This window comes from Streptomyces niveiscabiei (assembly GCF_001419795.1).
In the GTDB taxonomy this organism is placed as follows: domain Bacteria; phylum Actinomycetota; class Actinomycetes; order Streptomycetales; family Streptomycetaceae; genus Streptomyces; species Streptomyces niveiscabiei.
Genome location: NZ_LIRL01000542.1, coordinates 1 through 8115 on the forward strand (window position 1 = coordinate 1; position 8115 = coordinate 8115).

The 8115-nt window shown below is 70.3% G+C and carries 8 protein-coding genes; 5 read left to right on the forward strand and 3 right to left on the reverse strand.

The genetic code is table 11. The features are described 5' to 3' along the window. The first annotated feature begins 193 nt into the window (after positions 1 to 193). Both mmpB and AOK24_RS25595 read left to right on the forward strand, forming a co-directional pair. Positions 194 to 322: a morphogenic membrane protein MmpB gene (gene mmpB / locus AOK24_RS52335; protein WP_262414523.1), complete on the forward strand. Its 129-nt coding sequence runs from the start codon at positions 194 to 196 to the stop codon at positions 320 to 322. 32 nt (positions 323 to 354) lie between these two features. Continuing rightward, entirely contained in the window at positions 355 to 957 is a 603-nt protein-coding gene (locus tag AOK24_RS25595) for a Maf family protein (protein ID WP_050372584.1), read from the forward strand. On the opposite strand, the gene AOK24_RS25600 is transcribed toward AOK24_RS25595, so the two are convergent. Beyond that, entirely contained in the window at positions 926 to 1402 is a 477-nt protein-coding gene (locus tag AOK24_RS25600) for a hypothetical protein (protein WP_055722429.1), read from the reverse strand. The genes AOK24_RS25595 and AOK24_RS25600 overlap by 32 nt on opposite strands. A 373-nt stretch (positions 1403 to 1775) precedes the next feature. Between AOK24_RS25600 and AOK24_RS25605 the strand changes: the two genes are divergently transcribed. Beyond that, on the forward strand, positions 1776 to 3548 hold the full coding sequence (locus AOK24_RS25605) for an acetyl/propionyl/methylcrotonyl-CoA carboxylase subunit alpha (protein WP_055722425.1): 1773 nt from the start codon (positions 1776 to 1778) through the stop codon (positions 3546 to 3548). Positions 3549 to 3833: 285 nt separating this feature from the next. Here the strand turns inward: AOK24_RS25605 and AOK24_RS25610 are convergent, their stop codons facing one another. Both AOK24_RS25610 and AOK24_RS25615 read right to left on the reverse strand, forming a co-directional pair. Beyond that, entirely contained in the window at positions 3834 to 4793 is a 960-nt protein-coding gene (locus tag AOK24_RS25610; protein WP_079056989.1) for a DeoR/GlpR family DNA-binding transcription regulator, read from the reverse strand. A 167-nt stretch (positions 4794 to 4960) separates the two neighbouring features. After that, positions 4961 to 6400 carry an NAD(P)H-quinone dehydrogenase gene (locus AOK24_RS25615; protein WP_055722426.1) on the reverse strand — a complete coding sequence of 480 codons (1440 nt, stop codon included), beginning with the start codon at positions 6398 to 6400 and terminating at the stop codon, positions 4961 to 4963. A gap of 152 nt (positions 6401 to 6552) precedes the next feature. On the opposite strand from AOK24_RS25615, the gene AOK24_RS25620 reads away from it, so the two are divergent. Both AOK24_RS25620 and AOK24_RS25625 read left to right on the forward strand, forming a co-directional pair. Beyond that, a complete protein-coding gene (locus AOK24_RS25620) occupies positions 6553 to 6990 on the forward strand; it encodes a gamma-glutamylcyclotransferase family protein (RefSeq protein ID WP_055722427.1) in 438 nt (145 codons plus the stop codon). 113 nt (positions 6991 to 7103) lie between these two features. Beyond that, positions 7104 to 7940 (forward strand): purine-nucleoside phosphorylase, encoded by an 837-nt coding sequence (locus AOK24_RS25625; protein WP_055722428.1) that lies wholly within the window; start codon positions 7104 to 7106, stop codon positions 7938 to 7940. Positions 7941 to 8115: the final 175 nt, after the last annotated feature.

The following is an 8115-nucleotide window of genomic DNA, read 5'->3' on the forward strand; positions in this document are numbered from 1 at the left end:
CCGACGCCCCCAGGGTGAAGGACGCGTGGTCGGATCCGGCGCGGATCGCCGAGCGGGGCGTGCCCCGGGCGGGTGCCACGGCGTGGGCGCGGACGTACTGGCCGAAGTGACCAGACGGGTGTGACCCGGTAAGCGGAAGACTTGAGTACTAGTACTCAGGTCTTCTCCACCTTTCCGTCGCACCCTGGACATCATGCTGTGGTCCGACCCTGAGAACGAACCCCCCAAGGAGCTGCGCGACATGCAGGGCATGTTGCGCAGACTGGGGTTCCTCATGGCGGCGGCCATGGTGCTGGCGATGTTCGTGATCGGCCTGAGATGAGGCGCCGAACCGTCACGGATACGCTGCTTCCCATGACTCGCCGCTTGATCCTCGCCTCCCAGTCCCCGGCCCGCCTCAAACTGCTGCGGGACGCCGGCTTCACGCCCGAGAAGATCGTGAGCGGCGTCGACGAGGACGCGATCACCGCCCCCACCCCCGCCGAGCTGGCGCGGGCCCTCGCGGAGGCCAAGGCGTCCGTGGTCGCCGCCCGCCCGGAGGCCAAGGGCGCGGTGGTGATCGGCTGCGACTCGGTCCTCGACCTCGACGGCGAGGCGCTCGGCAAGCCCGCCGACGCCGAGGAGGCCACCGCCCGCTGGAAGTCGATGCGGGGCCGCGCGGGCACCCTCCAGACCGGGCACTGCGTGTACGCCGACGGCCGCTGGACGTCCGCCGTCGCCTCCACGGTCGTCCGCTTCGGCGAACCGACGGACGACGAGATCGCGGCGTACGTCGCGACGGGCGAACCCCTTTACGTCGCCGGGGCGTTCACGCTCGACGGCCGCTCGGCGCCGTTCATCGACGGCATCGACGGCGACCACGGCAACGTAATCGGCCTGAGCCTGCCGCTCGTTCGCCGGTTGCTCGGCGAACTGGGCATCGGCATCACGGAGTTGTGGGCACCGACGGAGGCGTGAGCGGCCCCGGCCCGCTGCCGCGCGGGGTGCCTTCCGGCGTCGGCGCGCCGTCCTCGTACCCGTCGTGCGTCATCAGCAGCAGCACGATCAGGGCCATGACCGCGACCATCGTGGCGAAGGCCGTCGCGCCGACCAGGCCCCAGGCGACGGCGGCCAGCAGGCCGTGGACGACGGCCGCGCTGATCAGCAGGACGCGGCCGAGGCCCGCCGGGCGGTGGCCGCGGATCGCGACCAGGAGCGCGACGAGCGCGCAGAAGGCGAAGTAGGCGGCGAAGACGAAGCCGGAGATCTTCGAGGAGTTCGCCATCACGTCCGGGTCGAGGCCCGCGAGGGACATGTGCTGGCGGCCGACGAGCGTCCCGAGGATCCAGTTCAGGAGCGCCACGCCGAACGCCTCCGCGAGGAGGACGACCGCGACCACCCATGCCACCGGCCTGCGGACCATCGTCACCACCTGCTTTCGACCCGTGCTGGAGCGATTCTGCTCCTACCCGACGTACGTTCGGGCCATCAGGAACGCTACTGACTGGTAAAGCTCAGGACAATGGTTCGTGCCGGCGCAAAGATCCGGAGCGCCGTTCGTAGGGACCCGACAAAGAAACGGAGTGGGCCGCAGCACGCCTTCACAGAGACCTTGACCACATGGGCGGGCTAGGGTTTTCCGAGGAGTCCTGCGTACGGCCGTACGACAAGGGATTTCGCGGGTCGAGCGAGCCTGGCGTCACGCTCTGTGTGGGCAAGCTCACCTTTGGGGACGGGTCGATGCGCCGTGTCGGCAGTCCCTAAACTCGGCTTGTTTCCAGGAGGGAGCCTCAATCGTGCGCAAGGTGCTCATCGCCAACCGTGGCGAAATCGCAGTCCGCGTGGCCCGCGCGTGCCGGGATGCCGGTATCGCCAGCGTGGCCGTCTACGCCGACCCGGACCGGGACGCGCTGCATGTCCGCGCCGCGGATGAGGCGTTCGCCCTGGGCGGTGACACCCCGGCGAGCAGCTATCTCGACATCGAGAAGGTGCTGAACGCGGCCCGGGAGTCCGGCGCGGACGCCATCCACCCCGGGTACGGGTTCCTGTCCGAGAACGCCGACTTCGCGCAGGCCGTCCTCGACGCGGGCCTGGTCTGGATCGGCCCGCCGCCGCAGGCCATCCGCGACCTCGGTGACAAGGTCGCCGCCCGGCACATCGCCCAGCGCGCGGGCGCGCCGCTCGTCGCGGGTACGCCCGACCCCGTCTCCGGCGCCGACGAGGTCGTCGCGTTCGCCGAGGAGCACGGGCTGCCGATCGCGATCAAGGCCGCGTTCGGCGGTGGCGGGCGCGGGCTGAAGGTCGCCCGTACGCTCGAAGAGGTGCCGGAGCTGTACGAGTCCGCCGTGCGCGAGGCCGTCGCCGCCTTCGGGCGCGGTGAGTGCTTCGTCGAGCGGTACCTCGACAAGCCGCGGCACGTCGAGACGCAGTGCCTCGCGGACGCGCACGGCAACGTCGTCGTCGTGTCCACGCGCGACTGCTCGCTCCAGCGGCGCCACCAGAAGCTCGTCGAGGAGGCGCCCGCGCCGTTCCTGACGGACGCTCAGGTCGCCGAGCTGTACTCCTCGTCCAAGGCGATCCTCCGCGAGGCCGGCTATGTCGGCGCCGGTACCGTCGAGTTCCTCGTCGGGCTCGACGGCACGATCTCCTTCCTTGAGGTCAACACCCGTCTCCAGGTGGAGCATCCGGTCACCGAGGAGGTCGCCGGCATCGACCTCGTCCGCGAGATGTTCCGCATCGCCGACGGCGAGGAACTCGGCTACGGCGACCCCGAACTGCGGGGCCACTCCTTCGAGTTCCGCATCAACGGCGAGGACCCCGGCCGCGGCTTCCTGCCCGCGCCGGGCACGGTGACGACGTTCGCGCCGCCGTCCGGACCCGGGGTGCGCCTCGACGCGGGCGTCGAGTCCGGGTCGGTCATCGGCCCCGCGTGGGACTCGCTCCTCGCCAAGCTCATCGTCACCGGCGCCACCCGCGAACAGGCCTTGCAGCGCGCGGCCCGTGCGCTGGAGGAGTTCCAGGTCGAGGGCATGGCCACGGCGATTCCCTTCCACCGTACGGTGGTTCGCGATCCCGCGTTCGCCCCCGAACTCACCGGCTCCAGCGAGCCGTTCACCGTCCACACGCGGTGGATCGAGACCGAGTTCGTCAACGAGATCCCCGCGTTCTCGGCGCCGGCCGACGCGGAGGCCGACGACGACGCCGACCGCGAGACCATCGTCGTCGAGGTCGGCGGCAAGCGGCTTGAGGTGTCGTTGCCCGTCTCCCTCGGCATGTCCCTGGCGCGTACGGGCCTGGCGGCCGGGGCCAAGCCGAAGCGCCGGGCGGCGAAGAAGTCCGGCCCCGTCGCCTCGGGCGACACCCTCGCCTCCCCCATGCAGGGCACCATCGTCAAGGTCGCCGTCGAGGAGGGCCAGGAGGTCAAGGAAGGTGACCTCGTGGTCGTCCTGGAGGCGATGAAGATGGAACAGCCGCTCAATGCCCACAAGGCGGGCGTGATCAAGGGGCTGTCGGCGGAGGTCGGGGCGTCGTTGACGTCCGGTGCGGCGATCTGCGAGATCAAGGACTGATTACTCAACAGCGGTGGGTGGGCTCGGATTCGTACGAGTCGCACCCGCCGCTGTGGCTGGTCGCGCCCACGCGGCGGTAGCCGCACATCGATACAGCCCCGCGCCCCTAAAGGCGTTGGGCTGGCCCGGCGTTAGAAGCCACCCACCTTCTGGATGGAGGCTGCGAAGCAGACTCCATCCAGAAGCCGCGGACGAACTACAGCCGCAACCACGTTTTCCAGGGGCGCGGGGAACTGCGCGACCAGCCACACACAACGGTCAGCCGCGCACCCTCAGAACCCGCCCCTACCTACTGCGCCTGAGGTCCGCAACCCGCGCCCTCTCACTCTGCGGCTGCTCCCCCATCACCGCCGCCGCCCTCAACCCCCCGGCGGAGCCGGGCAGTTGCCCCCTGCGAGGGGTGGGCACCGCGACATCCCGGCGTTGCGGAGGATGCTGCCGAGCAGGAACCGCCTCACCACCGGAGGTACCCGCGACAGCGATCTGCACCCCCTGATCGGCCAGCGCCTGCAACTCCGTTGCCGCACGGTCGTCGTGGGCAGGAGGGTCGTCGGTGACGAGCCGCGTGATGACATCGGTCGGCACGGTCTGGAACATCGTGTCGGTCCCGAGCTTCGTGTGATCCGCGAGGACCACGACTTCCGCGGCGGCCTGCACGAGCGCACGATCGACGGACGCGGACAGCATGTTGGACGTGGAGAGCCCCCGCTCGGCGGTCAGCCCGCTCCCGGAGAGGAACGCCCGGGAGACCCGCAGCCCTTGGAGGGACTGTTCCGCCCCGCTCCCGACGAGCGCGTAGTTGGACCCGCGCAGGGTCCCACCGGTCATGACGACCTCCACCCGATTCGCATGGGCCAACGCCTGTGCGACGAGAAGGGAGTTGGTGACCACGGTCAGCCCGGGAACCCGCGCGAGCCGGCGGGCCAGCTCCTGCGTGGTCGTACCGGCCCCGACGACGATGGCCTCGCCCTCCTGGACGAATCCCGCCGCGAGATCGGCGATGGCCGTCTTCTCGGCGGTCGCGAGATGGGACTTTTGCGGAAAGCCGGATTCTCGCGTGAATCCACCCGGCAGTACCGCACCGCCATGCCGGCGGTCGAGGAGTCCTTCTGCCTCCAGCGCGCGCACGTCCCGCCGTACGGTCACTTCGGAGGTCTGGACGACGCGGGCGAGCTCACGGAGCGACACGGCCCCGTTCGCTCGCACCATTTCGAGGATCAATTGGCGACGTTCAGCAGCGAACACGAAACTGACAGTAACGCGGGCGACCGTCTGTTTTCAGGTGTTTGCGCCGAATAACAGAAGTTGTTCGCACAGGAGTGGGTGAAGTGGTATAGGGGCTCGGCTACCCGCCCCGCGCCGTCACCAACCCTGGCAACTCCCCGTGACCGACGGGGAGTTGCTTTCGGCCGTCAGCTCTCGCCCGCCGCCTTCCTCGTGTGCAGCTGGCGTGCCACCTCGGCGATCGAGCCCGACAGGGACGGGTACACGGTGAACGCGTTCGCGATCTGTTCGACCGTCAGATTGTTGTCGACGGCGATCGAGATGGGGTGGATCAGTTCCGAAGCGCGCGGCGCGACGACGACGCCGCCGACGACGATCCCCGTACCGGGACGGCAGAAGATCTTGACGAAGCCGTCGCGGATGCCCTGCATCTTGGCGCGGGGGTTGCGCAGCAGCGGCAGCTTGACGACGCGCGCGTCGATCTTGCCGCCGTCGACGTCGGCCTGGCTGTAGCCGACGGTCGCGATCTCGGGGTCGGTGAAGACGTTCGAGGAGACCGTCTTGAGGTTGAGGGGGGCCACCGCGTCGCCGAGGAAGTGGTACATGGCGATACGGCCCTGCATCGCGGCGACCGAGGCGAGGGCGAAGACGCCGGTGACGTCACCGGCGGCGTATACCCCTGGAGCTGTAGTGCGGGACACCTTGTCGGTCCAGATGTGCCCGGACTCGCGGACCTTGACGCCGGCCTCCTCCAGACCGAGCCCGGCGCTGTTGGGGATCGCGCCGACGGCCATCAGGCAGTGGCTGCCGGTGATGACACGGCCGTCCGCGAGCGTCACCTCGACCCGGTCGCCGACCCGCTTCGCCGACTCGGCGCGCGAGCGGGCCATGACGTTCATGCCGCGCCGCCGGAAGACCTCCTCCAGTACGGCCGCGGCGTCCGGGTCCTCCCCGGGTAGTACCCGGTCGCGGGACGAGACGAGGGTGACCTTCGAGCCGAGCGCCTGGTACGCCCCGGCGAACTCCGCGCCGGTGACACCGGAGCCGACGACGATCAACTCGTCGGGCAGCTCGGTCAGGTCGTACACCTGCGTCCAGTTCAGGATCCGCTCGCCGTCGGGCTGCGCGTCCGGCAGCTCCCGGGGGTGACCGCCCGTCGCGATGAGTACGGCGTCGGCGGTGAGCGTCTGCTCGGTGCCGTCGGCGGTCGTGACGACGACCTTGCGGGAGCCGTCGAGGGCCTGCATGCCCTCCAGGCGGCCCCGGCCACGCATCACCTTCGCGCCGGCGCGCGTCACCGACGCGGTGATGTCGTGCGACTGCGCGAGCGCGAGGCGCTTCACCCGCCGGTTGACCTTGCCGAGGTCCACGCCGACGACCCGGGCGGCCTGCTCCAGGGGCGGGGTGTCGTCGGCGACGATGATCCCCAGCTCCTGGTACGAGGAGTCGAAGGTCGTCATCACCTCCGCCGTGGCGATGAGCGTCTTGGACGGCACGCAGTCGGTGAGCACCGACGCACCGCCCAGACCGTCGCAGTCGACGACGGTCACCTCCGCCCCGAGCTGCGCGGCCACCAGCGCCGCCTCATACCCGCCGGGCCCACCACCGATGATCACGATCCGAGTCACGTACCCATTGTCCCGTACGCGACGGGAGAGGCGGGATTCGGGGGGCCGGGTGGACTACGGGACCGGTACGAGCGGCGGCACCGATACCCGGGAGCTACGGGTACTACGGCTTCGCATCCGGCCCCCGACGCCACTGCCGTACCCTCTCCCCCATGTCGCTCTACGCCGCGTACGCCGGCAACCTCGACGCGCGGCTGATGACCCGCCGCGCTCCCCACTCCCCGCTGCGTGCGACGGGCTGGCTGAACGGCTGGCGGCTCACCTTCGGCGGCGAGCAGATGGGCTGGGAGGGCGCGCTGGCGACGATCGTCGAGGAGCCTGGCTCTCAGGTATTCGTCGGCCTGTACGACATCGCCCCCATGGACGAGGAGTCCCTCGACCGCTGGGAGGGCACCGGCCTCGGGATCTACCGCCGTACACGCATTCGCGTCCACACCCTGGAAGGGGAAGAGGGCGCGTGGACATACGTTCTCAACGGGTACGAGGGGGGCCTCCCGTCCGCCCGCTACCTCGGGGAGATCGCAGACGCGGCGGAGTCGGCGGGGGCGCCGCACGACTATGTGATGGAGCTGCGGAAGCGCCCCTGCTGACGCCCCGCTGATCACGTCCGACCGGAGTTGGCCGGAAACGACAAGACAACGATCGTCGAGCCGTAAGGTCTGTCATCTACGCGCGTAGGCACAGACCGGCTACGCTCATCCGCGTGAACGCATCTCTTCTGCCGGACGACATCCCGGACGACATTCAGGGCAACCCCTACACCGCCGCCGACAGCGCCGCCGCGCGGCTGCGTGAGCTGACGGGTGCCGAGACGCATGACGTCGCCCTCGTGATGGGCTCCGGCTGGGCGCCGGCCGTCGACGCGCTCGGCGCGCCCGACGCGGAGTTCCCGGTCACGGCACTCCCCGGCTTCCCGCCGCCCGCCGTCGAGGGCCACGGCGGCAAGATCCGCTCGTACCGCATCGGGGAGAAGCGCGCACTGGTCTTCCTCGGCCGTACGCACTACTACGAGGGCCGCGGGGTCGCCTCCGTGGCCCACGGAGTCCGCACCGCGGTCTCCGCCGGCTGCAAGACGATCGTCCTCACCAACGGCTGCGGAGGCCTCCGCGAGGGCATGCGCCCCGGCCAGCCGGTCCTCATCAGCGACCACATCAACCTCACGGCGACGTCCCCCATCGTCGGCGCGAACTTCGTCGACCTCACCGACCTCTACTCCCCCCGCCTGCGCGCCCTCTGCAAGGAGATCGACGCGAGCCTGGAGGAAGGCGTCTACGCCCAGTTCCCCGGCCCCCACTACGAAACCCCCGCCGAGATCCGCATGGCCCGCGTAATCGGCGCGGACCTCGTCGGCATGTCCACGGTCCTGGAGGCCATCGCCGCCCGCGAGGCCGGCGCGGAGGTCCTCGGCATCTCCCTGGTCACCAACCTCGCCGCCGGCATGACCGGCGAACCCCTCAACCACGAGGAAGTCCTCCAGGCAGGCCGCGACAGCGCAGCCCGCATGGGCGACCTGCTGACGCAGGTACTGGGCCGGCTGTAGTACCGGAGGGGGAGGGGTCTGAGTGCCGGGCGAACGGGTGGGGTCCGGCACTCAGGGCCGAGGCGGCGGGGCCTCGGGGACCGAGCCTTTCCCACGCGGCGGGGCCCCGGGGACCGGGCCTTTCCCATGAAGGCACCTTCCCCGCCCCAACCAGAACTCCACCCCCACCGGCGGT

Coding starts and splice junctions, on each gene's coding strand:
- AOK24_RS25595 (WP_050372584.1), top strand. CDS start 355: ATGACTCGCCGCTTGATCCTCGCCTCCCAGTCCCCGGCCCGCCTCAAA.
- mmpB (WP_262414523.1), top strand. CDS start 194: ATGCTGTGGTCCGACCCTGAGAACGAACCCCCCAAGGAGCTGCGCGAC.
- AOK24_RS25620 (WP_055722427.1), top strand. CDS start 6,553: ATGTCGCTCTACGCCGCGTACGCCGGCAACCTCGACGCGCGGCTGATG.
- AOK24_RS25600 (WP_055722429.1), bottom strand. CDS start 1,402: ATGGTCCGCAGGCCGGTGGCATGGGTGGTCGCGGTCGTCCTCCTCGCG.